26 protein-coding genes and 1 pseudogene are annotated in these 25842 nt (G+C 40.1%); 22 read left to right on the top strand and 5 right to left on the bottom strand.

The annotated features are described in order from the left end of the window. Nucleotides 1-5 precede the first annotated feature (5 nt). From K6V43_RS08240 to K6V43_RS08200, 9 genes are all read left to right on the top strand, one after another. On the top strand, nt 6-1616 hold the full coding sequence (locus K6V43_RS08240) for an ABC transporter substrate-binding protein (RefSeq protein ID WP_222382587.1): 1611 nt from the start codon (nt 6-8) through the stop codon (nt 1614-1616). Nucleotides 1617-1634: 18 nt separating this feature from the next. Next, nucleotides 1635-2993 carry a glycoside hydrolase family 32 protein gene (locus tag K6V43_RS08235; protein ID WP_172055616.1) on the top strand — a complete coding sequence of 453 codons (1359 nt, stop codon included), beginning with the start codon at nt 1635-1637 and terminating at the stop codon, nt 2991-2993. A 120-nt stretch (nt 2994-3113) separates the two neighbouring features. Further along, complete coding sequence (locus K6V43_RS08230; RefSeq protein WP_222382586.1) at nt 3114-5489, top strand: DNA translocase FtsK; 2376 nt, start codon at nt 3114-3116, stop codon at nt 5487-5489. Continuing rightward, nucleotides 5489-5875: an SMU1112c/YaeR family gloxylase I-like metalloprotein gene (gene gloA2 / locus K6V43_RS08225; RefSeq protein WP_024403650.1), complete on the top strand. Its 387-nt coding sequence runs from the start codon at nt 5489-5491 to the stop codon at nt 5873-5875. Before K6V43_RS08230 ends, gloA2 begins: the two co-directional genes overlap by 1 nt. 415 nt (nt 5876-6290) lie before the next feature. Next, nucleotides 6291-7937 (top strand): peptide ABC transporter substrate-binding protein, encoded by a 1647-nt coding sequence (locus K6V43_RS08220; protein WP_222382584.1) that lies wholly within the window; start codon nt 6291-6293, stop codon nt 7935-7937. 70 nt (nt 7938-8007) lie between these two features. After that, nucleotides 8008-8922, top strand: a complete 915-nt coding sequence (locus K6V43_RS08215) for an ABC transporter permease subunit (protein WP_024391703.1) — start codon at nt 8008-8010, stop codon at nt 8920-8922. A 10-nt stretch (nt 8923-8932) separates the two neighbouring features. Further along, complete coding sequence (locus tag K6V43_RS08210) at nt 8933-9964, top strand: ABC transporter permease (protein WP_105126244.1); 1032 nt, start codon at nt 8933-8935, stop codon at nt 9962-9964. 14 nt (nt 9965-9978) lie between these two features. Next, complete coding sequence (locus K6V43_RS08205) at nt 9979-11022, top strand: ABC transporter ATP-binding protein (RefSeq protein WP_172130210.1); 1044 nt, start codon at nt 9979-9981, stop codon at nt 11020-11022. Then, nucleotides 11019-11954, top strand: coding sequence for an ABC transporter ATP-binding protein (locus K6V43_RS08200; RefSeq protein WP_024391700.1), 936 nt, complete (start codon nt 11019-11021; stop codon nt 11952-11954). The genes K6V43_RS08205 and K6V43_RS08200 overlap by 4 nt, the downstream gene beginning before the upstream one ends. Nucleotides 11955-12013: 59 nt before the next feature. On the opposite strand, the gene K6V43_RS08195 is transcribed toward K6V43_RS08200, so the two are convergent. Further along, nucleotides 12014-12376 (bottom strand): DUF3397 domain-containing protein, encoded by a 363-nt coding sequence (locus tag K6V43_RS08195; protein ID WP_261311809.1) that lies wholly within the window; start codon nt 12374-12376, stop codon nt 12014-12016. 154 nt (nt 12377-12530) lie between these two features. Here K6V43_RS08195 and rplK point away from each other — a divergent pair, with 154 nt between their 5' ends. From rplK to K6V43_RS08130, 13 genes are all read left to right on the top strand, one after another. Continuing rightward, nucleotides 12531-12956 carry a 50S ribosomal protein L11 gene (rplK, locus tag K6V43_RS08190; protein WP_024382554.1) on the top strand — a complete coding sequence of 142 codons (426 nt, stop codon included), beginning with the start codon at nt 12531-12533 and terminating at the stop codon, nt 12954-12956. 40 nt (nt 12957-12996) lie between these two features. Further along, nucleotides 12997-13686: a 50S ribosomal protein L1 gene (rplA, locus tag K6V43_RS08185; protein ID WP_004194879.1), complete on the top strand. Its 690-nt coding sequence runs from the start codon at nt 12997-12999 to the stop codon at nt 13684-13686. A gap of 106 nt (nt 13687-13792) precedes the next feature. Continuing rightward, nucleotides 13793-14083, top strand: a complete 291-nt coding sequence (locus K6V43_RS08180) for a hypothetical protein (protein ID WP_105136272.1) — start codon at nt 13793-13795, stop codon at nt 14081-14083. 8 nt (nt 14084-14091) lie between these two features. After that, the gene (gene yghU / locus K6V43_RS08175; protein ID WP_222382582.1) at nt 14092-14880 is read left to right on the top strand and encodes a glutathione-dependent disulfide-bond oxidoreductase; all 789 of its coding nucleotides are present in this window, start codon (nt 14092-14094) and stop codon (nt 14878-14880) included. Between the two features lie 158 nt (nt 14881-15038). After that, nucleotides 15039-16679, top strand: a complete 1641-nt coding sequence (locus K6V43_RS08170) for a polysaccharide biosynthesis protein (RefSeq protein ID WP_222382580.1) — start codon at nt 15039-15041, stop codon at nt 16677-16679. Between the two features lie 192 nt (nt 16680-16871). Further along, on the top strand, nt 16872-17603 hold the full coding sequence (gene pyrH / locus K6V43_RS08165; protein ID WP_172104066.1) for a UMP kinase: 732 nt from the start codon (nt 16872-16874) through the stop codon (nt 17601-17603). 62 nt (nt 17604-17665) lie between these two features. Beyond that, nucleotides 17666-18223 carry a ribosome recycling factor gene (gene frr, locus K6V43_RS08160; RefSeq protein ID WP_024391695.1) on the top strand — a complete coding sequence of 186 codons (558 nt, stop codon included), beginning with the start codon at nt 17666-17668 and terminating at the stop codon, nt 18221-18223. 129 nt (nt 18224-18352) lie between these two features. Then, on the top strand, nt 18353-19207 hold the full coding sequence (gene cvfB, locus K6V43_RS08155; RefSeq protein WP_222382578.1) for an RNA-binding virulence regulatory protein CvfB: 855 nt from the start codon (nt 18353-18355) through the stop codon (nt 19205-19207). A 9-nt stretch (nt 19208-19216) separates the two neighbouring features. Continuing rightward, nucleotides 19217-20137 (top strand): 2-dehydropantoate 2-reductase, encoded by a 921-nt coding sequence (locus tag K6V43_RS08150; RefSeq protein ID WP_222382576.1) that lies wholly within the window; start codon nt 19217-19219, stop codon nt 20135-20137. Nucleotides 20138-20146: 9 nt separating this feature from the next. Then, the gene (locus K6V43_RS08145) at nt 20147-20602 is read left to right on the top strand and encodes a DUF1801 domain-containing protein (protein ID WP_222382574.1); all 456 of its coding nucleotides are present in this window, start codon (nt 20147-20149) and stop codon (nt 20600-20602) included. A 5-nt stretch (nt 20603-20607) separates the two neighbouring features. Then, a complete protein-coding gene (locus tag K6V43_RS08140; protein WP_024396818.1) occupies nt 20608-20823 on the top strand; it encodes a YozE family protein in 216 nt (71 codons plus the stop codon). A 78-nt stretch (nt 20824-20901) separates the two neighbouring features. Next, a complete protein-coding gene (locus K6V43_RS08135; protein WP_222382573.1) occupies nt 20902-21924 on the top strand; it encodes a PhoH family protein in 1023 nt (340 codons plus the stop codon). Further along, nucleotides 21914-22417 carry a GNAT family N-acetyltransferase gene (locus tag K6V43_RS08130; protein WP_222382571.1) on the top strand — a complete coding sequence of 168 codons (504 nt, stop codon included), beginning with the start codon at nt 21914-21916 and terminating at the stop codon, nt 22415-22417. The genes K6V43_RS08135 and K6V43_RS08130 overlap by 11 nt, the downstream gene beginning before the upstream one ends. 89 nt (nt 22418-22506) lie before the next feature. Here K6V43_RS08130 and K6V43_RS08125 read toward each other — a convergent pair whose 3' ends face one another. From K6V43_RS08125 to K6V43_RS08110, 4 genes and pseudogenes are all read right to left on the bottom strand, one after another. Continuing rightward, nucleotides 22507-22668, bottom strand: coding sequence for a FeoB-associated Cys-rich membrane protein (locus tag K6V43_RS08125; protein WP_105126587.1), 162 nt, complete (start codon nt 22666-22668; stop codon nt 22507-22509). Continuing rightward, entirely contained in the window at nt 22661-24811 is a 2151-nt protein-coding gene (feoB, locus tag K6V43_RS08120; protein ID WP_222382570.1) for a ferrous iron transport protein B, read from the bottom strand. Before feoB ends, K6V43_RS08125 begins: the two co-directional genes overlap by 8 nt. 8 nt (nt 24812-24819) lie before the next feature. Then, nucleotides 24820-25281: a FeoA family protein gene (locus K6V43_RS08115; RefSeq protein WP_024392048.1), complete on the bottom strand. Its 462-nt coding sequence runs from the start codon at nt 25279-25281 to the stop codon at nt 24820-24822. Nucleotides 25282-25677: 396 nt separating this feature from the next. Next, nucleotides 25678-25842: pseudogene (locus K6V43_RS08110) on the bottom strand (IS30 family transposase); the annotation flags it as partial.

Raw genomic sequence — 25842 nt, 5'->3', positions numbered from 1 at the left:
TTCTGATGAAACACAAATTTGGAAAAACAGTTGTTACGCCTCTTGCAAGTACAGTTCTTTTAGCTGCTTGTGGTTCAAAAAATTCGGCTTCTAGCCCGGATTATGAGTTAAAAGATGTTCAGTTTCCGTTGGAAAAATCAGTCACCCTTAAGTTTATGACTGCTAGTTCGCCTTTAGCTCCAGCAGATCCAAATGAAAAATTAATTTTCAAGCGCTTAGAAGAGGAAACAGGTGTGCATATTGACTGGACAAATTATCAGTCAGATTTTGGTGAAAAACGGAACTTGGACATTGCTTCAGGTGATTTACCAGATGCCATTCATAACGATGGTGCTTCTGATGTAGAATTGATGAACTGGGCGAAGCAAGGGGTCATTGTACCAGTCGAAGACTTGATTGATGAGCATATGCCAAACCTGAAGAAAATTCTTGATGAAAATCCAGAATACCGTTCTATGATTACGGCTCCTGATGGCCATATCTACTCATTCCCATGGATTGAAGAGTTGGGCGAAGGTAAGGAGTCTATCCACACCGTTAACGATATCGCTTGGATTAACAAAGAGTGGTTGGACAAACTTGGTCTTGAAATGCCAAAAACTACTGATGACTTGATCAAGGTTCTTGAAGCCTTTAAAACACAAGACCCAAATGGTAATGGCCAAGCTGACGAAATTCCAATGTCCTTTATCAATGGTGGCGGTAACGAGGATTTCAAAATTTTGTTCGGTGCCTTTGGTGTTGGGGATAATGATGACCATTTGGTTGTCAACAATGATGGAACAGTTGACTTCACTGCAGATAATGAAGATTATAAGAAGGGTGTTCAATTTATACGTACCCTTCAAGAAAAAGGTCTTCTTGATCCTGAGGCGTTCGAACAAGATTGGAATACCTATATTTCTAAGGGAAGCGAAAATCTCTATGGTGTTTACTTTACTTGGGACAAGGCAAATATCACTGGTATGAATGATACCTATGACATCTTGCCAGTCTTGGCAGGTCCTGACGGAACCAAACACATCACCCGTACAAACGGTATGGGTTTCCAGCGTGATCGCATGGTCATTACATCAGCAAATAAAAACTTGGAGTTAACAGCCAAATGGATTGATGCCCAATACGCTCCACTCCAATCTGTTCAAAACAACTGGGGTACATACGGAGATGAAAGCCAACAAAACATCTTTGAGTTTGATGAAGCAACTAAGAGCTTGAAACACTTACCATTGGACGGTACTGCACCAGGCGAATTACGTCAGAAGACAGAAGTGGGTGGACCTTTGGCAATTCTTGATGAATACTATGGAACAGTAACTACCATGCCAGATGATGCCAAATGGCGTTTGGACTTGATGCACGCTACTTATATGGATTATGTAACAAATGATGAAATCTACCCACGTGTCTTCATGGAACAAGAGGATTTGGACAAGATTGCCCAAGTTGAAGCAGATATGAACGACTTCATCTACCGCAAACGTGCAGAATGGATTGTGAACGGCGGTGTCGAAGAAGAATGGGATGGCTATTTGAAAGAATTGGAAAGCTACGGTCTATCTGACTGGTTAGCTATCAAGCAAAAATACTACGATCAATACAAAGAAAATCAGTAATTAAAAAGGAGGCGGCCTGTGAAAACAGTTGAAAAAGCCAATGCATATATTCAAGCAGAAAAAGTAACCGTTGATACGACTTTTATACCAGAGCGTCATTTTGTTCCAGAAATTGGCTGGATCAATGACCCGAATGGGTTTGTCTATTTCAAAGGAGAATACCACCTCTTTTATCAATTCAATCCCTATGAAAGTGTCTGGGGGCCAATGCATTGGGGTCATGCCAAAAGTAAGGACTTGGTCAACTGGGAACATCTTCCGGTTGCCCTCGCCCCAGATAAGGACTACGATAAGGATGGCTGTTTCTCGGGCTCAGCTATTGTTAAAGATGATACCCTATGGCTCATGTATACAGGCAACATCGTCAATGAAGATGGCTCTGTCAGACAGGTGCAGAACATGGCCTATTCGACAGACGGGATTCATTTTGAAAAAATCGCACAGAATCCTGTTGCGACGGAGGAATTTCTACCGGAAGAAGTCATCGCCAATGACTTCCGTGATCCAAAGATTTTCGAGAAAGATGGTCGCTACTATTCTGTTGTGGCAACTAAGCACAAAGACGGGGGCGGCTGTATTGTCCTACTAGGATCTGACGATTTGCTGGACTGGCAATTTGAGTCTATCTTCTTAAAAGGGGAAGCCCACCAAGGTCACGTTTGGGAATGTCCGGATTACTTTGAAGTAGATGGTCAGGAGTACCTGATTGTTTCGCCGATGCGGTATCAAAAAGAAGACAACGACTTTGTCAATATCAATTCCAATATCTTTGTGACAGGTCATGTGGACTGGGACAAGAAAGTCTTTGTGGCAGATTCCTTCAAAGAAATTGACCATGGTCATGATTTCTATGCGGCTCAAACAACCCAAGGTCCAGAAGGAGAGCGTGTCATGATAGCTTGGATGCACACTTGGGGACGTCCGCTTGTACCCAATGACCTTGGTCATAAATGGTATGGACAAATGACCCTACCTCGTCTACTCAAGCATGGTGAGAATGGACTCCAACAGGTCTTGCCAGCAAGTATCTTGAATAGCTTTGCCGAAATTGAAATTGGTCAAGTTATTCAAGGACCAAGCAAATTCTCCCTCAAACTGGATGACAGGTTGGACTTGAAACTTGGAAATGACCAAGATTATCTTCAATTTGGTTATGATTCAGCCAAGCAGGAAGTCTATATAGACCGCAGCTCTCTCAAGATCCAGCAAGCTGGTGAAGAGGAATGGTCAACCGTTCGCCGAGCTGTGGCGGTTCAAGCAACGGACTTGTTGGTTTTGGTTGACACCAACTGTTTGGAAATCTTTGTCAATAACGGTCAAGAAACGTTGACATCAACTTTCTATGTAGAAGGTAATAGAAGTTTAAATACTTTATAAATTCGTTCCCCCTAAATTATTTTTCACTCCAAGGAAGGTCCTGCGTGGCAGGGCTTTTTCTGATGTGAAAATTCTTCTCAATTATGATAAAATAAAGAGATTGAGAAAGTTGAGGTATATATGAGAAAGACAGGTAAGAAAGGAAAGGCGACAAGACGGCCGACAAAGGCGGAACTGGCTCAACAAGAGCGTGTTAAAAAGATGGTTTTACGCATCATCGGTCTCCTTTTTTTAGCATTTACAGCAAGTCGATTGGGAGTGTTTGGGGTAACCAGTTACAACATTTTCCGATTGCTTTTTGGTAGTTTGGCCTACCTTTTGATTGTGGGTGCATTTGTTTATTTCTTGTTTCCAAATCAAATTCGGAACCGTGAAGGAACCATTTCCGGTTTTTGGCTAATCGTTGCAGGACTCTTGCTTGAATTTCATGCCTATTTTGACTGGAATTTTAAGGGAAATGATTTGTTCAATCAGACACTCAAGTTGGCTCTTCGAGATTTATCCTCATTCAAAGTGTCAGAGTTCTTTGGAGGAGGTTTAGTTGGAAATCTACTCTATTTGCCAGTGTCATTCCTGTTTTCAAATGTAGGCACCTTTTTCATCGGCTTCTTATTTATAGCCTTTGGGATTTTCTTTATGAGCCCATGGTCTGTATACGATGTGGCGGATGGAATGGCAGTTTTCAGAGATAGACTTTCTGAAAGACAAGAAAAAAGAGCAGAGCTTCGTGCACAGAAGCGGGTTGAACGAGAAGAAAAACGCCAGCAAGAATTAGCTCGTATTGAGGAGGAGCGCCTCCGGATTGAAAATGAAGTTGAGGCTACCGATGAAAGTACCTCTTCTGAACGAAAAATTGATTTTGAGACAGGGGAAATCCTAGAGGAAAAAGAGATGGAAGACCCTGTTCAAGTGCCAATTTTTTCTGAATACGATCATTTGGAACCCGAAGATGAATTTCCAGTCATGCTTGCACAAGATGAGCTTCCAGTTATGGAGGAACAGCAGGAACTCGCAGACGAAGAAGTTGAAGATACTGACATTCAAATAGATTTTAAACCCAAGCAACGATTGGTTTACAAATTGCCAACCATTGATTTATTTGCCCCAATAAAAGTAAAAGGACAAACCAATGAGAAGCGAATCGTTCGTCAGAATATAAAAGTGTTAGAAGACACCTTTGCAAGTTTTGGTATCAAAGTAGTAGTTGAACGAGCAGAAATTGGGCCATCAGTGACTCGGTATGAGCTAAAACCAGCAGTTGGAGTTCGCGTCAATCGTATTTCAAATTTGGCAGATGATTTAGCACTGGCCTTAGCAGCCAAAGATGTACGAATTGAAGCCCCTATTCCAGGAAAATCACTCGTTGGTATTGAGGTACCGAACACAGAAGTAGCAATGGTGCCTTTTCGCGAGTTATGGGAACAATCCAAGACGGACCCCGCTAAATTGTTGGAAATTCCACTTGGCAAAGCTGTCAATGGAACGGTTCGCTCGTTTGACTTGACACGGATGCCTCATTTATTGGTGGCAGGTTCGACTGGTTCAGGGAAATCAGTGGCTGTCAATGGGATTATTTCTTCAATTTTGATGAAAGCGAGCCCAGATCAAGTGAAGTTCATGATGATTGACCCCAAAATGGTGGAACTATCCGTTTATAATGATATACCTCACTTATTAATTCCTGTTGTAACCAATCCACGAAAAGCAGCGCGTGCCCTTCAAAAAGTCGTTGACGAGATGGAAAAACGGTATGAGCTGTTCAGTCAAGTGGGGGTTAGAAATTTAGAAGGTTATAATGCCAAAGTGGAAGAATTCAATAGCAGATCGATTGAAAAACAAATCCCATTACCACTCATTGTTGTCATTGTGGATGAACTTGCTGACTTGATGATGGTAGCTAGTAAAGAAGTCGAAGATGCAATTATTCGACTTGGACAAAAGGCGCGTGCAGCTGGGATTCATATGATACTTGCAACTCAAAGGCCATCAGTGGATGTTATTTCTGGTCTTATCAAGGCCAATGTACCGTCCCGTGTTGCTTTTGCTGTGGCATCAGGTACGGATTCACGGACTATTTTGGGAGAAAATGGAGCAGAAAAATTGCTTGGAAGGGGGGACATGCTATTCCATCCAATTGGAGAATCTGCACCAATGCGTTTACAAGGGTCCTTTATTTCAGATGATGATGTAGAACGTATCGTTCAATTTGTAAAAGAGCAGGCTGACGCAGAATATGATGAGACCTTTGATCCTGGGGAAGTCTCTGATGGTGATTCTGATTTCGGAGGAAATGGAGGAACAAACGAAGGGGATCCTCTCTTTAATGAGGCACGTGCTTTAGTGATTGAGACACAAAAAGCCAGTGCATCGATGATTCAACGTCGCTTATCTGTCGGATTTAACCGAGCAACACGACTAATGGAAGAATTAGAGGCTGCAGGTGTCATCGGACCTGCAGAAGGCACAAAACCAAGAAAGGTGTTAGAAACGCAATAATGAAACTTGATACTGTACATCATATTGCTATCATTGGTAGCAATTATGAAAATACAAGGGAATTTTATGTCGAAAAGTTAGGGTTTGAACAACTTGATGAGCATATCCGTCCAGAAAAAAAGGATATTCTTTTTAATGTAAGAAAAGGTAATCTGGTTTTGGAAATTTTCATTAAACCAGATGCCCCAAAGCGACCTGCTATGCCAAATCCAGAGCATACTGGACTCCGTCATCTAGCATTTAAGGTTGAGAATGTAGAAGAGTGTTTAAGCGAGTTTGATATGCTTGGGATTCGGCATGAAAGCGTACGGTGGGATGATTTTGACGGAAAAAAGATGGCATTTTTCTTTGATCCAGATGGTCTTCCATTAGAAATCCATGAATAATTTCGTCATTACTTGAAGGAATTTGAGCAAACTCTAATAAAATTTGAACCTAAAAGTAGTTAGTAAACAGCTAATTACTTTTTTTGTCAAATAATTTTATGCTTCAATGTAATAAAAACTAACACTATGTGTAAAGGATACAAAGTATGTCATTTACTGAATAATTTCACAGATTAGACTGTTGAGAAATAGAGGTAAAAACGAATGTTATCAAGCATTTACGAAAATATAATTCGCAAATAGTATAAAAAATAAGTAAAACAACTATGGTGCTAATATATATTACGTATATTAAAAACTGAAAGAAAAGTCAGAAAATTTTATAAAAACACTTGCTAGTGAATAAAGATTAGTATATAATCTTAAGCATAACTTAAAAAGTTGTTAAAAAGTTCATAATCAGGGAGATTTTCTTATGAATAAATGGAAAAAACTTGCTGCAGCTGGTTTGGCTGTTGCTACACTTTCTGTATTAGCTGCCTGTGGTAATGGAGGTTCAAAATCTTCATCATCAGACACTTCTACAATCAATTGGTATACACCTACTGAAATTCTTACTTTAGATATTTCAAAAAACACAGATCGCTATTCAGCAATGGCTATCGGTAATGGTGGAAGTAACTTGCTTCGTGTAGATGAAAATGGTAAAAACCAACCTGACTTAGCTGAAAAAGTTGAAGTTTCTGAAGATGGTAAAACATTTACAGCTACTCTTCGTGACGGAATTAAATGGTCTGATGGTAGCGACATCACTGCTGAAGATTTTGTTTATACATGGCGTCGTATGGTAGATCCTGCAACTGCTTCTGAGTATGCATATCTTGTATCGGATGCCCATGTATTAAATGCTGATGAAGTTATTGCCGGTGAAAAACCAGTTGAAGAATTGGGTGTTAAAGCGGATGGAAACAAAGTTATCTTTACCTTGTCTACTCCAGCTCCACAATTCGAAAGCTTGTTAACTTTCTCTAACTTTGTTCCACAAAAAGAATCATTTGTTAAGGAAGCTGGCGAAGATTACGGTACATCTTCAGATAAGATGTTGTACTCTGGTCCATTCGTTGTAGAAGATTGGAATGGTACAAGCGGTAGCTTTAAACTCGTGAAAAACGACAATTACTGGGATGCAGCAAATGTGAAAACTGAAACAGTTAACGTTCAAACTGTTAAAAAACCAGATACAGCAGTTCAAATGTATAAACAAGGTGAATTAGACTTTGCAAACATTTCACAAACATCTGCTATTTACAATGCAAACAAAAATAATGAAGATGTTATTGATATTGCGGAAGCTCGTTCGGATTACCTCGTATACAACGAAACTGGTAGTGTTAAAGCATTAACAAATCAAAAAATTCGTGAAGCTTTAAACCTTGCAACTGACCGTGAAGGACTTGTAAAAGCAGCAGCTGATACTGGTACAAACCCAGCAACTGCATTTGTACCAAAAGGTTTGGCAACATTGACTGATGGTACAGACTTAAATGAGTTTGTGTCACAACCGTATACATTTGACAAGGAAAAAGCTGCGCAATTGTTCAAAGAAGGTTTGGCTGAGTTAGGTGTTGATAGCTTAACATTGACAATTACAGCAGATTCAGATAACCCACTCAAGAAAGCAGCAACTGACTACATCAAAGAACTTTGGGAAACAACTCTTCCAGGCTTAACTGTTGAAGAAAAATTTGTAACCTTTAAACAACGTTTGGAAGATACAAAAAATCAAAACTTTGAAGTTGCATTCGTAAGCTGGGGCGGTGACTATCCAGAAGGTTCAACATTCTACGGTTTGTTCCAATCTGGTTCAGCTTATAACTACGGTAAAGTAAATAGCCCAGAGTTTGACGCTGCTTATGAAAAAGCTTTGACAACTGATGCTTTGGACAAGGATGCAGGGGCTGCAGACTACAAAGCAGCAGAACAAGCTCTTTACGAGGGTTCACACTACAACCCACTTTACAACTTGTCTAACAAAGGATTGCAAAACCCTAACATCGAAGGTCTGGTTCGTAATTCAACAGGTCTTGATGTGGACTTCACATATGCTTACAAAACTAAATAAGTTGTACGAATGATGAACAAATTTGCAAGGATTGGATATGCCAATTCTTGCTTTTGCTTTGAGGAATAATATGACTAAATATCTATTGAAAAGGATCGCCATTCTGTTGGTGACACTATGGGTTGTTATTACCCTTTCCTTCTTTCTGATGCAAATTATGCCTGGGACTCCTTACAATAGTCCGAGACTTACTGATGAAATGATTGAAATAATGAACAAACAGTATGGTTTGGACAAGCCACTGTGGCAACAATACCTAAAATATCTGACTGATATTTTGCATGGAGATTTTGGTACAAGTTACCAATCTGCTAACCAGTCTGTTACAAAATTGATTACACAACGCCTAGGAGTATCTGTACATCTTGGTTTTCAAGCTCTTGTTGTTGGTATAAGTGGTGGTTTGTTAATCGGGGCTGTTTCCGCTCGTAATAAAAACAATAAAATTGATGGTTTTTTAAGTGTGATTTCTACTCTGGGTATTTCAGTACCAGCCTTCATCATTGGTTTGCTTTTGTTGGACTATCTTGGGTTTAAATGGGCACTGTTGCCTCTTTCAGGATGGGGGACCTTTGGACAAACAATCTTGCCAACTTTTGCCCTTGCAATCCCAGTTTTTGCACAGGTTACACGTTTCTTCAGAAGTGAAATGATTGAAACCTTGAACACCGACTATATTCAGTTGGCGCGTGCAAAGGGTATGACAAATCGTCAAGTAACCAATCATCATGCTTACCGTAATTCAATGATTCCTGTTCTGACCTTGGTTGGACCAATGGCGGCTAATATTTTGACGGGTTCAGCTTTGATTGAACAGATTTTTTCCATTCCAGGGATAGGTCAACAGTTTGTAACGTCAATTCCTACAAAAGACTATCCAGTGATTATGGGGACTACAATTGTCTATGCAATGATGCTCATGGTTGCTATTTTGATTACGGACATTATCATTAGCATTGTGGATCCACGTGTCAGACTGGGATAAGGAGTGAATAATGACAGAACAAAGAAAAACATTTACTTTGGTTGGTGCTGGTAGCTCAGACTCCCAGGAAAAAATTGAAAAACCAGCCTTGTCGTTTATGCAAGATGCATGGCGACGATTAAAGCAAAATAAATTAGCAGTTATTTCATTATGGTTTATTGGATTTTTGCTAGTTTTTGCAATTGGTTCAACTTTTGTGGTTTCTACAAATTCTGCCAATAGTTTTAATAGTGAAGAAGTCTCTACATATCGAAACTTGCCTCCAAAAATTAGTGATAACTTACCATTCTGGAATGGATCAATTGTTTATTCAGGAAATACTGAAGCAAACGATGCCTATGCAGATCAGAGTGTTCCTGAAGGTGTCAAATTTATTTTAGGTACGGACAACCTTGGACGGAGCATTGCAAAACGAGTAACGGTTGGTATTCGTATTTCCCTCTTAATTGCGGTTGTTGCTACTTTGATTGACTTAGTTATTGGTGTAACCTATGGTCTGATCTCAGGTTTCTCTGGTGGGAAAGTGGACACAGTTATGCAACGGGTGATTGAAGTTATTTCTTCCATCCCAAACCTGGTTATTGTAACCATGCTTGGTTTGCTCTTAGGAAATGGTGTGACTTCTATTATTATTTCAATCGCAATTGTTGGATGGACCTCAATGGCCCGCCAAGTTCGGAACCTAACCCTATCTTACAAGGAGCGTGACTTTGTACTTGCCTCTCGTGCGTTAGGTGAGAGCAACCTGAAAATTGCTTTTAAACATGTTTTGCCAAATATTTCAGGTATTATTATTGTCCAAATTATGATGACTGTCCCAAGTGCAATCATGTATGAGTCTGTATTGTCAGCCATCAACCTCGGTGTGAAACCACCTACAGCATCTCTTGGCTCATTGATTACAGACGCTCAGGAGAACTTACAATATTATCCATATCAAGTAATGATTCCTGCAGCTGCATTAGTGTTGATTTCGCTCGCCTTTATCTTGTTAGGTGATGGCTTACGTGATGCTTTTGATCCGAAATCAAGTGCAGACTAGGAATGGAGGCTGTGATGAATAAAGAAACGATTTTACAGGTTGAAAACTTAAATGTAACCTTTCATACCTATGCCGGTGAAGTTCAGGCCATTCGTGATGTGAATTTTACATTGAACAAGGGTGAAACTCTTGCTATTGTTGGAGAGTCAGGTTCAGGTAAATCAGTAACAACACGTACACTAATGGGCTTAAATGCCAAAAATGCACATTTGTCAGGTAAGATTCATTTTAAAGATAAAGACTTGAGCGAGTTGTCAGAGAGTGAATGGGTAAAAGTTCGTGGAAATGAAATTGCCATGATTTTCCAAGATCCAATGACAAGTTTGGATCCAACAATGACAATCGGTATGCAAATTGCTGAGCCAATTATTTTACATGAAAAGGTATCCAAATCAGAGGCCTTGAAACGTGCCTTGGAACTCATGAAAAAGGTTGGTATTCCAAATGCTGAAGAGCACATTAAAGATTATCCACATCAGTGGTCAGGTGGTATGCGTCAACGTGCAGTCATTGCGATTGCACTTGCAGCGAATCCAGAAATTCTAATTGCAGATGAACCAACAACTGCCTTAGACGTGACGATTCAAGCGCAAATTTTGAATTTGATGAAAGAAATTCAGTCTCAAACACAGTCTTCTATTATCTTTATTACCCATGATTTGGGTGTGGTAGCTGGTATGGCGGACCGTGTAGCTGTTATGTACGCAGGGAAGATTGTGGAAGTTGGAACGGTTGAGGAAGTATTTTATAATCCGCAACATCCATACACATGGGGGTTATTAAACTCTATGCCGACAACAGAGACTGCTTCTGGAAGTTTGGAATCCATTCCTGGAACTCCTCCAGATCTGTTGAACCCTCCTGCTGGAGATGCTTTTGCAGCCAGAAATGCATATGCTCTCGATATTGATTTTGAAGAGCAACCGCCAATGTTCCAAATTTCAGATAGCCATTATGCAGCAACATGGTTGTTAGACGAGCGAGCTCCTGAAATTACACCACCGTTAGCAATCTTGAAACGTTGGGAAAAATGGAATAGTAAGAAGGAGAAACAATGAGCGAAAATAGAAAAAAACTCGTTGAACTAAAAAATGTTTCATTGACTTTTAATGCAGGTAAGAAAAACGAAGTTAAAGCCATTGACAATGTTTCCTTTGACATTTATGAAGGAGAGGTCTTTGGTCTCGTTGGTGAATCTGGTTCAGGAAAGACGACGGTTGGTCGTACCATTCTAAAATTGTATGACTATAATGCTGGGGATATTCTCTTTGATGGCCAGTCTATTTCAAAGCTTTCTGGAAAAGATTTGAAAGAATTTCGAAAAGATGCACAAATGATTTTCCAAGATCCTCAAGCTAGTTTGAATGGTCGTATGAAAATCAGAGATATCGTTGCAGAAGGTTTGGATATTCACGGCTTGACTTCTTCAAAAGAAGAACGGGATGAGCGTGTTCAACATTTATTGGATTTAGTCGGTTTAAATAAGGATCATTTAACGCGTTATCCGCATGAGTTTTCAGGTGGACAACGACAACGGATTGGTATTGCACGTGCCTTAGCAGTTCGTCCAAAATTTATTATTGCTGACGAACCAATCTCAGCCTTAGATGTATCCATTCAAGCACAAGTTGTTAATTTGATGCAAAAATTGCAGAGAGAACAAGGTCTAACCTATCTTTTTGTTGCACACGATTTATCAATGGTTAAGTACATCTCTGACCGTATTGGTGTTATGCACTGGGGTAAAATGTTGGAAATTGGAACGTCGGATGCTGTTTACAATGACCCAATTCATCCCTACACGAAGAGTTTGCTTTCTGCTATCCCTGAACCGGATCCAGAATTTGAAAAAAATCGTGTCCATGTGGAATACGATCCGAGTGCTGAATTAGATGGTCAAGAACGTCAGATGCATGAGATTACGCCTGGTCACTTTGTATTGGCTACAGAAGAAGAGGCTGCGGCATACCGCGCTGAACGTAATAAATAAGATATAAAAAACCTGAAAATTTCAGGTTTTTTTATATGTGATAAGTTTCGAATTTAGTTTTATAAAGTTAGGACAGCAATCACCAAGGCCAAATACATCAGGAATGTCAAAATAAAGCCAGCTCTCCAAAATACTTTGAAAAATCGTTTAAAGTTAAACTGTCTTTTTTGAAGCAAGAAGAAGAGACAAAGACAGATGGCAAGTACTGACAGCGAGAAGGTCAGATAAGGTATCAAGCTGTTATAGAAAGCCTTGTCAGAAATAAGATAAAACTCAAAGGCAAATAATGGAAAGGCAATATCCGCAAAATTCCATCCTCTTTTTTGCAATTTAAAAAAATTGACAACTATAATGGAAAGTGCCAAAGTCAGAAATAGAAATAATAGTGTAGCAATCTTTAAAAAAATCATTGATTCAAACATAAGTCTATTCTATAAAAAATGTGAACAAAAGTAAACCTAAAGCTTGCAATTCTTTGAAAATCGTGTATAATGAAAAGGTATGTGTAAAACACATATTTGTGGGAGGTAAAAATCTGTAATTACCGCCAAAACCACAATAGGAGGATTTTATATCATGGCTAAAAAAGTCGAAAAACTCGTAAAACTTCAAATTCCTGCAGGTAAAGCTACTCCAGCTCCACCAGTCGGACCAGCACTTGGTCAAGCAGGTATCAACATCATGGGATTCACAAAAGAGTTTAACGCTCGTACAGCTGACCAAGCTGGTATGATCATCCCAGTCGTTATCTCTGTGTATGAAGATAAATCATTCACTTTCATCACTAAAACACCACCAGCTGCTGTTCTTTTGAAAAAAGCTGCAGGTGTTGAAAAAGGTTCAGGTACACCAAACAAAACTAAAGTTGCAACAGTTACTCGTGCACAAGTACAAGAAATTGCTGAAACTAAAATGCCTGACTTGAACGCTGCATCTGTAGAAGCTGCAATGCGTATGATCGAAGGTACTGCTCGTTCTATGGGATTCACTGTTACTGACTAAGTAGCACCCAAGTTTATCTGATTACAAGGAGACATATAATATGGCTAAAAAAAGCAAAAACTTGCGTGCTGCTCTTGAGAAAATCGACAGCACAAAATTGTACAGCGTAGAAGAAGCTGTAGCTCTTGCAAAAGAAACTAACTTCGCTAAATTTGATGCGTCTGTTGAAGTTGCTTACAACTTGAACATCGACGTTCGTAAAGCTGATCAACAAATCCGTGGTGCAATGGTATTGCCAAATGGTACTGGTAAAACTTCACGCGTTCTTGTTTTCGCACGTGGTGCTAAAGCAGAAGAAGCAAAAGCTGCTGGTGCAGACTTTGTAGGTGAAGATGACCTCGTTGCTAAAATCAACGGTGGTTGGTTGGACTTCGACGTTGTTATCGCAACTCCAGATATGATGGCTGTTGTTGGACGTCTTGGTCGTGTACTTGGTCCACGTAACTTGATGCCAAACCCTAAAACTGGTACAGTAACAATGGATGTTGCTAAAGCAGTTGAAGAGTCTAAAGGTGGTAAAATCACTTACCGTGCTGACAAAGCAGGTATCGTACAAGCTCTTATCGGTAAAGTATCATTTGACGCTGACAAACTCGTTGAAAACTTCAAAGCATTCCACGATGTAATGGCTAAAGCTAAGCCAGCTACAGCTAAAGGTACTTACATGACTTCAGTATCAATCACAACAACACAAGGTGTTGGTATCAAAGTTGATCCTAACTCACTTTAATCAATAGAAAGATTGTCTTAGGGCAATCTTTTTTTCTTGAGATTTTCTTGACAAGCACTTGATTTCGATTTATACTATATTCAATTTACATAAAAGGAGTTATCCAATGAAAGTAGCAGAGAAAGAAGAGCTTTATAAATACCTTTCTGCAGCCTACAACCTTCCGCAGGAAGCATTTTCAGAAGCCCTGCGTAAAAAAATATTGGAGGTAGCAGGTCAGTTGGACAAGGAGGAAAATCTCTATATACTGGCAGGACACTTAAGTCGCTTTATCAATGCAGAGTTAACAGCTCTGACTTGCCGAGCGCCTAAGGAATTGGTGCAACTAGCCCATTACCTTCAAGAGGTTCAAAACCATTATCGCTATGCCAGTCTTTTTCCAGGAAAGGTAAAATAGGAGAAAACATGACAGAATATACAAAACCACTCGTTTGGAAGTGGGAAGATGAAAATGACAACCGATCTGGCAACCGTCCAACAGCGGGCAGTCGCTTTGAGCAAGACCTACCAAAGGGAGAGAAGCCTTTCCAAGTCTATTCATTGGGGACTCCGAATGGCATTAAGGTTGCTATTATGTTGGAGGAGTTGAAAGAGTTAGGTGTTTCGGAAGCTGATTATGACCTCTTTCTCATCAATATCGGTCAAGGAGATCAATTTGGCTCCGATTTTGTTGCCATCAACCCCAACTCCAAAATACCAGCTATGGTAGATTATTCCGAGCAAGAACCGATTTCGGTCTTTGAATCAGCCAATATTCTCCTCTACTTGGCAGAAAAGTTTGAAGCCTTTTTGCCAAAATCATGGGCAGAGCGGACAGAGGTTCTTAATTGGCTCTTCTGGCAAACTGGCGCCGCTCCATTTGTTGGTGGAGGATTTGGACATTTCTTCCATTACGCTCCGACAGCGCAAGAATATCCGATTAATCGCTATACAATGGAAACTAAGCGTCAGCTGGATCTTTTAGATCAACTATTGGCGACAAGAGAATATATAGCTGGAAATACCTATACCATCGCAGATATTGCTATCTGGTCTTGGTATGGTCGCTTGGTGCAAGGAGAACTATATCCAGGTTCAGCAGAATTTTTAGATGTTGATTCTTACAAGCATCTAAAGACCTGGGTAGAGAAAATAGCTCAGCGCCCAGCTGTACAACGAGGGTTGACAGTGAAATATCATTCAATTGATAATTAATTGACTTGCCCACCTTATGGGTGGGTTTTTCTTTTACTTTGGTATGATAAAAGTTTATAATGAAAGAGTTAGACTCTTTGGAAATTTGTGGTTAAGGTACAGCTAATGAGGATTTTCATTGAGAATAAATTTGTAATTATATAGAAAGTTTAGTGAATATGTCTGAAAAAGTTGAAATACAGCAGTCAAAAGAACAGGCTACAATGGCTAAAGGCTTAGCTTGGTTGACTGCAGGTAATATTCTAAGTCGCTTACTGGGGGTAGCTTATGTAATTCCTTGGTATATTTGGCTTGGAGAATACCGAGCAGAAGCCAATGCGCTCTTTAGTATGGGCTATCAAATTTATGCCAACTTCTTATTGATTTCAACAGTTGGTTTACCTGTAGCGATTGCTAAGCAAGTTGCAAAATACAATGTTCTTGGTAAGGAAGATGTTTCTCTCTATCTGGTAAGAGAGTTCTTCAAAATTATGCTGATCTTTGGGGCGGTATTTGCTGGGATCATGTATATCAGTTCACCGTGGTTAGCAGAAGCATCTGGCTCAAGGGAAAAATTGATTCCGGTCATGTATAGTCTCGTACCGCCCTTATTTATTTTCCCGGCAATGAGCATTCTTCGTGGTTTTTTCCAAGGTCGGCATGATATGAAGCCCTATGCGATTAGTCAGCTCGCAGAACAGTTGGTCCGTGTCATTTGGATTTTAGCAGCGACTTTTATTATCATGAAATTAGGTAATGGGAATTACCTTGATGCGGTTGTCCAATCTACTTTTGCTGCCTTTGTTGGTATGATTGCCAGTGTTGCAGTATTAGTCTATGCTTTATGGAAACAAGGTTACTTAGGAAGATTGATTCATGCGAAAAAGCAGAAAATATCTATCCATACTGGTCAGTTGATCAGAGAAACTGTAAAGGATGCTATTCCGATTATTATTTTAGGTTTAACCATTCAATTGTTGCAATTTATTGATCAGGTTACCTTTATTAATGTGATGGAGCGGATTACAACCTACTCCAATTCAGAATTATTGGAACTGTATTCTTATTTGGCCGCAAATCCGAACAAAATCACTATGATGATTATTGGTATTTCCCAGAGTTTAGGAAGCGTGGCTATTCCTTTGATAACTGAAAAATTTGTTCAAAAGGATTTGAAAGCAGCTTCGCATTTAGTTGCTGATAATTTACAACTTCTTTTCATTTTTACAATCCCAGCTATTGTTGGTACTGTTCTATTAGCTCGTCCTTTGTATACGGTATTTTATGGTCCATCAGAAGAAATCGCTATTACCTTGTTTATTTGGAATCTTTTGATGATTCTTCCTTTGGGCTTGTATTCAGTCATTAGCGTTGTTATTCAATCAATTTTTGAAAACAGACATGGAATTTATTATTTCTTGATTGGTATGCTAGTGAAAATTGTTTTACAAGTACCAATGATGTATCTTTGCAAAGTTTATGGCAGCTTTATTTCAACAATTTTTGGTTTAGGTATTATGCTGTATCTCTTTTATAAACGAATTGATAAGATACTAGATATTGATGAACAATTAGTAGTGAAGGATATTGTGACAATTAGTTGGATTTCCGCGGTGATGGGCTTGGTTGTCTGGGGTATTGAGTTCCTTCTAGGTATCGTTCTTCCAGCAAATGGTTATGTTTCTAGCTTTATCCATTTAGTGATAGCTGGTGGTGCTGGCATCATCGTTTTTGTACTTTTGACATTAAAGACGCGGCAGTTAGACCGTTTAATTGGTGGACGTGCTCAATTATTGCGTAGAAAATTACGGTTGGGTTAGAGTTTAATAGATGAATAATTCGGTCGGAATTACTGAATTACAGATTCATATAGGGTGAGGCTGAGCTAGTCTAGTATATTATAAAATAGAAAGAAAATTCACATCTTGGATTTTCTTTTTTCTTGGAGATTTCAGTATAAAAAAAAACAATTTTGTGGTAGAATAGTAGGGATAAAAAAGAGGAGTAAGAGAATGAAACCTAAATACGAACGTATTCTTATCAAATTGTCTGGAGAGGCCTTGGCCGGTGAACGTGGTGTAGGTATTGACCTTAAAACTGTTCAGGAAATGGCAAAAGAAATTCAGGAAGTCGCAGAATCAGGTATTCAAATTGCCCTTGTAATTGGTGGCGGTAACTTATGGCGTGGAGAACCTGCTGCTGAGGCGGGCATGGATCGAGTTCAAGCAGACTATACTGGTATGCTAGGAACTGTTATGAACGCTCTTGTAATGGCGGATTCTCTTAAACAACTTGGTGTAGATACACGTGTACAAACCGCCATTGCCATGCAGTCGGTTGCTGAGCCTTATATTCGTGGTCGTGCGCTCCGTCATCTGGAAAAAGGTCGTATTGTTATCTTTGGTGCAGGTATTGGTTCTCCATACTTCTCAACCGATACAACAGCTGCCCTCCGAGCTGCTGAAATTGAGGCAGATGCAATTTTGATGGCTAAAAATGGTGTGGATGGCGTGTATAACGCTGATCCGAAGAAAGATGCCAATGCTGTTAAATTTAATGAATTAACCCACCGTGAGGTGATTAGTCGTGGTCTTAAAATTATGGATGCGACTGCTTCAACACTTTCAATGGACAATGACATTGATTTGGTTGTCTTTAATATGAATGAACCAGGGAACATCAAGCGCGTTGTCTTTGGTGAACCGATTGGAACAACTGTTTCAAATTCTACTGCAGAAAAATAATAGATTGAAATTGAGTTCAGCTTTCATCTATTCAATAAGAAAATAAAAAAGAAGGAAGTTTTATGTCTAAAGAAATTATTGCTAAAGCGCAAGAGCGCATGAACCAATCACATCAGAGTTTGGCGCGTGAATTTAGCCACATTCGTGCTGGTCGTGCAAATGCTAGCTTGTTGGACCGTATTTCAGTTGAGTACTACGGTTCTCCAACACCATTGAACCAGTTGGCTGGTATTACAGTGCCAGAAGCGCGTGTTCTATTGATAACACCTTTCGACAAGTCAATATTAAAAGATATTGAGCGTGCTTTGAACGCATCTGACCTTGGTTTGACGCCTCAATCTGATGGTACTGTTATCCGTTTGGTTATTCCTGCTCTTACTGAGGAAACTCGTAAGAATTTAGCGAAGGATGTGAAAAAAGTGGGTGAGAACTCTAAAGTTGCTATCCGCAATATCCGTCGTGATGCCATGGATGATGCTAAAAAAGCTGAAAAAGCAAAAGAAATCACTGAAGATGAATTGAAGTCGCTTGAAAAAGATATTCAAAAAGTAACAGATGATGCTATCAAAACAATTGATAAAATGACTGCCGACAAAGAAAAAGAATTGTTGGAAGTTTAATCAACACGTTTTTAAGCTACAAAAACAGATTATCACTGGGCTGTCTAACTTCCAGTGATGTATCAATAAGAAATCTAATGGAGGGGAGTTAGACAGACTCCCCCTTTTTTAATCAGAAAGAAGAAAATCATGAATGATTTATTAGCACAGTATGTCGTTGGTTTAGTGACTGACGAAAATGATCAGTTTTACTTTGTCCAAAAAGAGGGTAGAACCTTTGCGCTCTCCAAGGAAGAAGGAGAACATGGTTTAGGACAATCTATAAAGGGATTTGCTTATACCGATATGAAACAAAAACTCCGTTTGACAACTAAGGAAGTTGGAGCGAGTCGTACCAGCTTTGGTTGGGGAACTGTCACAGAGGTACGTAAGGATTTGGGTGTCTTTGTGGATACAGGTCTGCCAGACAAGCAAGTGGTTGTTTCCTTAGACATTTTGCCTGAAATCAAGGAACTCTGGCCGAAAAAGGGTGATCAGTTGTACGTCAAATTAGACGTTGATAAAAAGGACCGCATTTGGGCTCTACCAGCTTTTCAGGAAGATTTTCAGAAAATGGCTGGACCTGCCTATGACAATATGCAAAACCAAAATCTGCGAGCGATTGTCTATCGTTTGAAAATGAATGGTACTTTTGTTTATTTGCCAGACAACAACATGCTTGGTTTTATCCATCCGAGCGAACGCTTTGCGGAACCACGTTTGGGTCAGGTTTTAGAGGCGCGTGTCATCGGCTACCGTGCAGTTGATCGGACCTTGAACTTGTCTCTCAAGCCACGTTCATTTGAGATGCTGGAAAATGATGCCCAGATGATATTGACTTATCTGGAAAGCAATGGAGGTTTCATGACCTTGAACGATAAGTCTGCTCCGGAAGACATCAAGGCCACCTTTGGTATTTCCAAAGGGCAATTCAAAAAAGCTCTTGGTGGTCTGATGAAGGCTGGGAAAATAAAGCAGGACTCAGTGGGAACAGAATTGGTATAGGAGGCGTCTATGCTCGTATATATTGCTGGTAGTGGAGCAATGGGGTGTCGGTTTGGTTATCAATTGTCTAAGACAAATCATGAAGTGATTTTGTTGGATAATTGGGAAGAGCATATCGAAGTGATTCGAGAAAACGGCTTGAAAGTGACTGGAGATGTAGAGGAAACTGTACACTTACCTATCATGAAACCGACCGAAGCAACGAGAGAAGCAGATTTTATCATTCTATTGACAAAGGCTGATCAGTTGCCAAAGATGTTGCGGGATATTAAGCCGATTATCGGTCCAACTACCAAGGTTTTGAGTCTCTTGAATGGTTTGGGGCATGCGACGACCATGCGTCGGTACGTGCCAGATGAAAGTATCATGGTTGGGGTGACCATGTGGTTGGCGGGACTAAAGGGTCCTGGACATGCTCACTTAGAAGGTCCGGGTTCTATCTCCGTTCAGCATATTCTTGGTGATGAGCAATCAGTTGCGGATATTATTGAAATGCTGAATGAAGCTGGACTAAATGTGACCTATGACAATCATGTTGTCAGTGCTATTTGGCAGAAAGCCTGTGTCAATGGTGTGATGAATCCAACTTGTACCATTTTAGACTGTACAATTGGTGAATTATTTGGTACGGAGGCTGGACTGAATCTAGTACAGGGGATTTTCAAAGAATTTATTGCTGTTGCTAAGTCTGAGGCAGATGGAATTGACGAAGAAGCTATTTGGAAATATGTTATTGATGCTTCGAAGAAGGCTTCCAATCACTATCCATCTATGCACCAGGATTTGGTCCAACATGGTCGAAAGACAGAAATTGATTATCTGAATGGAGCAGTTGTATTCAAAGGCAAGCGAGCAGGCATCCCTACGCCATATTGTCAGATGATAACAGACATGGTTCACGCCAAGGAAAGTATGCTGGGGTTGAGATAGGAGAAGGTCATGCTGATTGAAGTGGAAACGATTGAAGAATATATGGCTGCCTTGCCTGAGAATCGGAAGGAAGCGGTTGAACGGCTCCATCAAGTGATTGTCGAACAGTTACCAGCTGGTTTTGAAGTAGGCATCTTGGGAGGTATGATTAACTATTATGTGCCGCTTAATGCCTACCCTGATGGTTATCATTGTACACCTGGAGAGCCCCTGCCTTTCCTTGCCTTGGCATCACAAAAGGCACACATCGCCCTCTACCACATGGGAATCTATATGGACCAAGAATTGAATGATTGGTTCGTTGCTGCTTATCAAGCACAGGTGCCTACCAAACTGGATATGGGCAAGTCCTGTGTTCGTATAAAAAATCCCAAGAATATTCCTTATGAATTGATAGGGGAATTGGTTAGTAAGATGTCTATGGAGCGCTATATAGAGCTCTACGAAAAAAATCATAGAAAGTAGATGTAGTGAGAAGAAGTTTTTATTCTTGGTTGATGACCCAGCGCAACCCGAAAAGTAATGAACCAGTAGCTATCTTGGCAGATTATGCCTTTGATGAATCTGATTTTCCTAAGCAATCAGATAATTTCGATGAAGTCAGTCGTTTTTTGGAGGAATCGGCCAGTTTTGCTTTTTCCATGTCTGATTTTGATGCGATTTGGGAAGATTATTTGGAACATTGATGGATAAAATAGTACAAAATAGCCTTGTTTGGGCTATTTTTGTTATAATAGAGAAAAGCACAGGAAAAGGAGCAACTCTTGCTAGAACATTCAATTGATATTCAACTCAAGCATCCAGATGATTCGTTTAGCCTATTTGGTTCGAATGAACGCCATCTGAGATTGATGGAACAGGAACTAGGTGTGGTTATTCATGCCCGTACGGAAAAAGTGCAGGTGATTGGACAGGAAGAACATGTAGAACAGGCGCGTCTTGTTATCCAGTCTCTCCTTGTCTTGGTGAGTCGTGGTTTGGTTATCAATACGCCAGATGTGGTCACAGCTATTTCCATGGCAAAAAATAATGAGATTGAGAAATTCGTTGCCCTCTATGAAGAAGAGATTATCAAGGACAACTATGGCAAACCCATTCGCGTAAAGACCCTTGGACAAAAACTCTACGTGGACAGCGTAAAGCGTCATGACATCGTGTTTGGAATCGGTCCTGCTGGTACAGGTAAGACATTCTTGGCGGTTACTCTAGCTGTAACAGCTCTCAAGCGGGGACAGGTCAAGCGGATTGTTCTGACACGTCCTGCGGTAGAAGCAGGCGAAAGTTTAGGCTTTTTGCCAGGGGACTTAAAAGAAAAAGTAGACCCCTATTTGCGTCCTGTCTATGATGCTCTCTACCAGATTTTGGGCAAGGAGCAGACCACGCGCCTAATGGAGCGCGAGATTATCGAGATTGCACCGCTGGCCTATATGCGGGGGCGGACCTTGGAAGATGCTTTTGTCATCTTGGATGAGGCGCAAAATACTACCATTATGCAGATGAAGATGTTCCTGACCCGTCTGGGCTTTAATTCCAAGATGATTGTCAATGGGGATATTAGTCAGATTGACCTGCCACGCAAGGTTAAGTCAGGCTTGATTGATGCGACGGAGAAACTAAGCAAAATACCACAGATTGATTTCGTACATTTTTCAGCCAAGGATGTTGTTCGTCACCCAGTCGTTGCCCAGATTATCAATGCCTATGAAGAGGAGGCTCTGGCAGCTGATAGCCGAGCAAGTTTTGAAACGATTGGGAAGCCTAGTCGGAGCGAAGAGGATGAAGATTAGTCAATTTTCAAATCGTTATCAAGTACGAAAGTTAGCAGACGCCGACTTGGAGCAGGTTTTAGCACTCTACCAGACAAACCCTCTCTATTTTGAACATTTTCCACCCTTGCCTAGTCTGGAAAGTTTAGCAAATGACCTTGTCGAGTGTCCACCAGGTAAGGAGCTATCAGATAAATATTTTCTAGGATTCTGGGACAAAGAGCGATTAGTTGCCATCCTAGACCTAATTGACGGTTATCCGACAGAAGACATCGCTTATATCGGACTTTTTATGGTGGATTCAAGATTGGCTGGTCAGGGTCTTGGCTCAAAGATCATAGCAGAGCTCATGTCTCAGTTAGCAACTCACTTCAAAAAGGTGCGTCTAGGTTATGTAGAAAGCAATCCTCAGGCCAGTCATTTTTGGTCCAAAGTTGGATTTTGTCCAACTGGTGAGGTCAAAGAGTTGGCTGGAAAAACAATCGTCATAGCAGAATATGCATTAGATGAATAATAATAAAAAACTGCCTATTTCATAAAGAAAATAAGGCAGTTTTTTATCTGTCTGACAGTTAAAAATGGGAATTTTTTTAAAGGTAAAGCTTATGAGATTTTAGAATGTTTTGGATCATGTTGATGAGAAATTTCTTGTTTGATAGCACAGTCACAAGAACAATCATTGCAGGCACCTTTACTTTTGACCAAGCTACGGACAGCTAGGACGAACAATACAACAATGAGTGATATCAGGATGAAGTTAGCCATTCATTTGCTCCTTTTGAAGGTTTTTTAGAGTGACGATAGGTAAGGCGGAAGCAGGTTTTCGAACGATACTATACACCATTGCAGATAGTAAAATCAGTGTAATACCGGTCCAAATAGTTGGTTGATGATGATAGAGAAAAACAGCTCCTAATTGATAAATGATGAGGCTGACAGCATAGGCTAGTCCTGTTTGGAAACCTACAGCAATCCAGGTCCATTTTGCATTTCCCATCTCACGGTGTATGGCTCCAATAGCAGCAAAGCATGGTGCACAGAGCAAGTTAAAAATGAGGAATGAGTAGGCGGATAAAGCGGAATAATCTTGCTGGAGCAATGTCCATAATTCACGATTGCTCTCGGAAGTTTCTCCCAGTTTGTAGAGAATACCAAAACTAGCAATGACTGTCTCTTTAGCTAGGAGGCCAGTAATAGCTGCGATTGTAGCTTTCCAGTTCCCAAAACCAAGTGGTTGGAAGAAAAAGGCAAAACCATGGCCGATTGAAGCCAGGATACTTTGATTTGTCTCGACTGGTGCCAAAGCCCAGCTGTATGAACTAGCAAACCAAATGATGATATTGGTTACGAAGATAATAGTCCCCGCACGTTTGATAAAGCTTATTGCCTTATCGGAAGAATAACGAAGAACAGTTTGAATTTGCGGAAGATGGTAGGAGGGCAATTCCATGATAAATGGACTCGCCAAGCCACCGAGTTGCTTTGTTTTTTTCAATGCCAAACCAGAAAGAATAATGGCTCCCATACCAATGAAATATGCGCTGGGTGCAATCCAAGGATTGCCAGGGAAAAAAGCACCTGCAACGAGTGAAATAATCGGAAGTTTGGCTGAACAAGGCATAAAAGTAGCTGTCATAATAGTGATTTTTCTATCTTGTTCGTTCTCAATTGTTCGACTAGCCATTACTCCAGGAACACCACACCCTGTAGCAATCAGCATCGGGATAAAGGATTTACCTGATAGGCCAAAACGTCTAAAAATTCGGTCCATGACAAAGGAAATGCGACTCATGTATCCAATATCTTCTAAGATTCCTAGACAGAAGAAGAGTACAAAAATCTGTGGCACAAAGCCGAGTATAGCCCCACAACCAGCTACAATTCCATCAAGTACTAAAGATTGTAACCAGCCAGCAATTTCAAAGGTATCAAGAAGATTTTGAATAATATCTGGAACAAATTGGCCAAACAATACATCGTTGACCCAGTCAGTCCCAATAGTTCCTACGGTTTGGATAGCAAGAAAGTAGGTTAGCCACATAACGAGTGCAAAAATAGGAAGTGCGAGAAAGCGGTTGGTTACAATTTGGTCCACTTTATCAGAAATATTAAGGCCGTTTCCAATTTCTTCTTGGACGGAGCTCGAAATGGTTTCAATGAATTGGTATCGTTGGTTGACAATTATGGCTTCGATATCATCCGAATAGATTTTCTCCAAAATCATGATAATTTCAGATAAATCTGCTTTTTCAGTTTCTCCGAAATTGAGTTGATGTAAAATGTCTGAATCTTGTTCTAAAGCCTTGATAGCATAAAAGCGTTGTTGTGTAGTAGGGATTGTTTGAGGTAACAATTCAATCACTTGAGCGATAGCTGCCTCAAATTGTTTCTCATATTGCGGAAAATAAGGTGTGCTAGATTGGGTGCTCGTTCTTTCAACTTCGCTGAGCAGTTGAGGGATACCCATCTTTTTTAATGCACTAATTGATTGAATGGGGCAACCTAGCTGGTGAGATAACTGATCTACTTTAATACTCCGTCCCTGTTGTTTCAAAGTATCGGTCATATTCAATGCAATAACGGTTGGGATACCCATCTCAAGTAATTGGAGAGTTAGATATAGATTCCGTTCCAGATTCGTTGCATCTACAACATTTAAAATGGCTGCTGGTTGAGCAGTTAGGAGGTAGTCTCTAGCAACCATCTCTTCGGAAGTGTAGGGTGAGAGGGAATAAATTCCGGGAAGATCTTGCAGATCCAAGTGTGATCGTTTTTTTATGTTTCCTGATTTTCTTTCAACCGTTACTCCTGGCCAATTTCCAACTCGTTGGTTGGTTCCTGTCAGGAGGTTGAAAAGGGTGGTCTTTCCACTGTTTGGATTACCCACTAAGGCTATCTGTTTATTCATGTATTCACCTAGCTTTCAACTTGAACGAGAATCATTTGTGCTTCCGATTTCCGGAGAGTTAATTGGTAGCCACGAAGTGTTATTTCTAAAGGGTCGCCTAATGGAGCAACATTTTTAAGAAGAAGTTGTGTATGTTTCGTTATACCCATATCCATGAGGCGACGACGTAGGGCGCCTGTCGCACAGATTTCGATAACTTTGGCACTGCTACCAATTGGAAGATCTGATAGGGCCAAGGATTGCTCTTGTTCTGATTTTTCTTCTAAAACCAAACTATTGAGAACAGATTGATCTAGGGCCAAACGACTGGCTTTGACCTGGATGATTGCATTGTCTTTTGTTTTTGAAATGATTCGAATTTCTTGTCCTATCTTTAACCCAAGATGGTTCAAATGTTTGCGAACATCTTCTTGTAATTGAATGTCCTTTACAAGATAAATTTGTCCAATTTGCAGTGTTTGCATGTTCATTCGGCATCCTTTGTGATTTTTATAACAAAATTATAACACAAATACTTAAAAATGTCAGATAATTTTTAGATATATGTTAGTTTTAATGATACTGGAAAATATTTTGTTCACGGGCTTATTTTGAGGGTAAATTCTCAAAGTAAATTCTAGTTCCCGTCCTTCCAGAAGTTACTCTGAGAAAACTGCATAAAATCAACAGAATTTAGTCTCAGACTAAGTTCTGTTTTTGACTACAAATGTTGATAATAGTGAGTTTTAGGGTTGAAAATGTTGAAAAAAAGGGTACACTAAAGTTACTGGCTCTGAGACGTCTCAAAGTAAGTTCTAGTTATCTGGAATTTGGGATGGGACAAGTTCCTTTCTATTTTGAAATTATTTTTTAATAAAAACTAGCGATTACTTATCTAATAATCGTGGGGATTGGATGACGTTCTCAGGGTCAATTTTAGAGATCCCCAAAAGTGTTGCCAATTCCTCACCGTAGGTAAATGTAAAGAGTTCATAAGCTGATTTTCCGTTGAAAGAAGCCCGTTTGACGCTGTTGACATGCGAACAAACTAG

Origin of the sequence: Streptococcus suis, from assembly GCF_019794615.1 — a bacterium.
Classification (GTDB): domain Bacteria; phylum Bacillota; class Bacilli; order Lactobacillales; family Streptococcaceae; genus Streptococcus; species Streptococcus suis_AI.
This window is presented reverse-complemented; position numbering and strand designations above follow the sequence as displayed.

Coding starts and splice junctions, on each gene's coding strand:
- pyrH (WP_172104066.1), top strand. CDS start 16,872: ATGAAACCTAAATACGAACGTATTCTTATCAAATTGTCTGGAGAGGCC.
- K6V43_RS08130 (WP_222382571.1), top strand. CDS start 21,914: ATGAAGATTAGTCAATTTTCAAATCGTTATCAAGTACGAAAGTTAGCA.
- K6V43_RS08215 (WP_024391703.1), top strand. CDS start 8,008: ATGACTAAATATCTATTGAAAAGGATCGCCATTCTGTTGGTGACACTA.
- K6V43_RS08125 (WP_105126587.1), bottom strand. CDS start 22,668: ATGGCTAACTTCATCCTGATATCACTCATTGTTGTATTGTTCGTCCTA.
- K6V43_RS08230 (WP_222382586.1), top strand. CDS start 3,114: ATGAGAAAGACAGGTAAGAAAGGAAAGGCGACAAGACGGCCGACAAAG.
- K6V43_RS08210 (WP_105126244.1), top strand. CDS start 8,933: ATGACAGAACAAAGAAAAACATTTACTTTGGTTGGTGCTGGTAGCTCA.
- K6V43_RS08240 (WP_222382587.1), top strand. CDS start 6: ATGAAACACAAATTTGGAAAAACAGTTGTTACGCCTCTTGCAAGTACA.
- cvfB (WP_222382578.1), top strand. CDS start 18,353: ATGAATGATTTATTAGCACAGTATGTCGTTGGTTTAGTGACTGACGAA.
- rplK (WP_024382554.1), top strand. CDS start 12,531: ATGGCTAAAAAAGTCGAAAAACTCGTAAAACTTCAAATTCCTGCAGGT.
- K6V43_RS08180 (WP_105136272.1), top strand. CDS start 13,793: ATGAAAGTAGCAGAGAAAGAAGAGCTTTATAAATACCTTTCTGCAGCC.
- K6V43_RS08115 (WP_024392048.1), bottom strand. CDS start 25,281: ATGAACATGCAAACACTGCAAATTGGACAAATTTATCTTGTAAAGGAC.
- rplA (WP_004194879.1), top strand. CDS start 12,997: ATGGCTAAAAAAAGCAAAAACTTGCGTGCTGCTCTTGAGAAAATCGAC.
- K6V43_RS08200 (WP_024391700.1), top strand. CDS start 11,019: ATGAGCGAAAATAGAAAAAAACTCGTTGAACTAAAAAATGTTTCATTG.
- gloA2 (WP_024403650.1), top strand. CDS start 5,489: ATGAAACTTGATACTGTACATCATATTGCTATCATTGGTAGCAATTAT.
- K6V43_RS08150 (WP_222382576.1), top strand. CDS start 19,217: ATGCTCGTATATATTGCTGGTAGTGGAGCAATGGGGTGTCGGTTTGGT.
- yghU (WP_222382582.1), top strand. CDS start 14,092: ATGACAGAATATACAAAACCACTCGTTTGGAAGTGGGAAGATGAAAAT.
- K6V43_RS08170 (WP_222382580.1), top strand. CDS start 15,039: ATGTCTGAAAAAGTTGAAATACAGCAGTCAAAAGAACAGGCTACAATG.
- K6V43_RS08220 (WP_222382584.1), top strand. CDS start 6,291: ATGAATAAATGGAAAAAACTTGCTGCAGCTGGTTTGGCTGTTGCTACA.
- K6V43_RS08195 (WP_261311809.1), bottom strand. CDS start 12,376: ATGTTTGAATCAATGATTTTTTTAAAGATTGCTACACTATTATTTCTA.
- K6V43_RS08205 (WP_172130210.1), top strand. CDS start 9,979: ATGAATAAAGAAACGATTTTACAGGTTGAAAACTTAAATGTAACCTTT.
- feoB (WP_222382570.1), bottom strand. CDS start 24,811: ATGAATAAACAGATAGCCTTAGTGGGTAATCCAAACAGTGGAAAGACC.
- frr (WP_024391695.1), top strand. CDS start 17,666: ATGTCTAAAGAAATTATTGCTAAAGCGCAAGAGCGCATGAACCAATCA.
- K6V43_RS08145 (WP_222382574.1), top strand. CDS start 20,147: ATGCTGATTGAAGTGGAAACGATTGAAGAATATATGGCTGCCTTGCCT.